The 969-nt window shown below is 70.1% G+C and carries 1 protein-coding gene and 1 pseudogene; both read left to right on the top strand.

Annotation, left to right across the window (positions count from 1 at the left end; all coding sequences use genetic code 11):
- Nucleotides 1–79 precede the first annotated feature (79 nt).
- A pseudogene (locus tag J0695_RS44700) lies at nucleotides 80–454 on the top strand (SRPBCC family protein); the annotation flags it as partial.
- Nucleotides 455–607: 153 nt separating this feature from the next.
- A partial coding sequence (locus J0695_RS44705; protein ID WP_242553756.1) for a heavy metal-binding domain-containing protein occupies nucleotides 608–969 on the top strand: 362 nt, incomplete at its 3' end.

Genomic DNA, 969 nt, shown 5'->3' on the forward strand with positions numbered 1-969 from the left:
GCCGACGCCCCGCTCCCCAGCGGCGCCTGAGCCCCCGGCCCGGCACCTCACCCCCCACTACCGCACAAGGACCCGCACCATGGCATCCACTTCCGTCACCCGGATCGTCCCCGCTTCCCCTGACACCGTCTGGGACCTCATCGGCGGCTTCCACTCGCTTCCGGACTGGCTTCCGTACATCCCCCAGAGCGTCTCCGAGCAGGGCGGCCGCGCACGCCGTCTGACGAATGCGGACGGTGAAGTGATCACCGAGCAGCTGACGTCCTTCAGCTCGGAGGAGCGTTCCTACGACTACGCGATCCTCCACGCGCCCTTCCCCGTCACCGGCTACCTCTCCACCCTGCGCGTGCACGCCCTGCCCGGCCGCCCGGACGCCGCCGAGGTGCAGTGGAGCGGACGCTTCGTGCCCGAGGGCATCAGCGACGAGGAGGCCGAAGCCCTGTTCACGNNTGTCGGGTTCGAGCCGGTCGGGCAGGTGCTCGGCACGGTCGTCCTCAATATCGGGTACACCGGAGCCTGGGGCTGCCCGGGCGCGTGGTCGGTCGAGGACGGCGCGAAGATACCGTCCTCGCCGTGGACTTCGTCCTATTCGCAGTTGGTGAAGTCGATGTACGCGGCGCGCAGGCTGGCGCTGACCCGGGCAGTGGCCGAGTGCCGCGCGCTCGGCGGCGACGGGATCGTCGGGGTGAAGCTGCGGATCGGTGAATTCCCCGCAGGGGGCCTGGAGTTCACCGCGCTCGGCACCGCGGTCCGGGCCCACTCGCGCATCCGTCCGCGTCAGCCCTTCACCTCGCACCTGAGCGGCCAGGACTTCGCCAAACTCATACACGCGGGATGGGTTCCCACCGGACTCGCCTTCGGCATCGCCGTCGCGTCGCGGCACGACGACTGGCGCACCTCCCGCCGGATCACCTGGACCGCGGGGAACCAGGAGGTCGACGGCTATACCCAGCTGATCAGCCTTGTCCG

Origin of the sequence: Streptomyces beijiangensis (assembly GCF_017315755.1) — a bacterium.
GTDB classification, from domain to species: domain Bacteria; phylum Actinomycetota; class Actinomycetes; order Streptomycetales; family Streptomycetaceae; genus Streptomyces; species Streptomyces beijiangensis.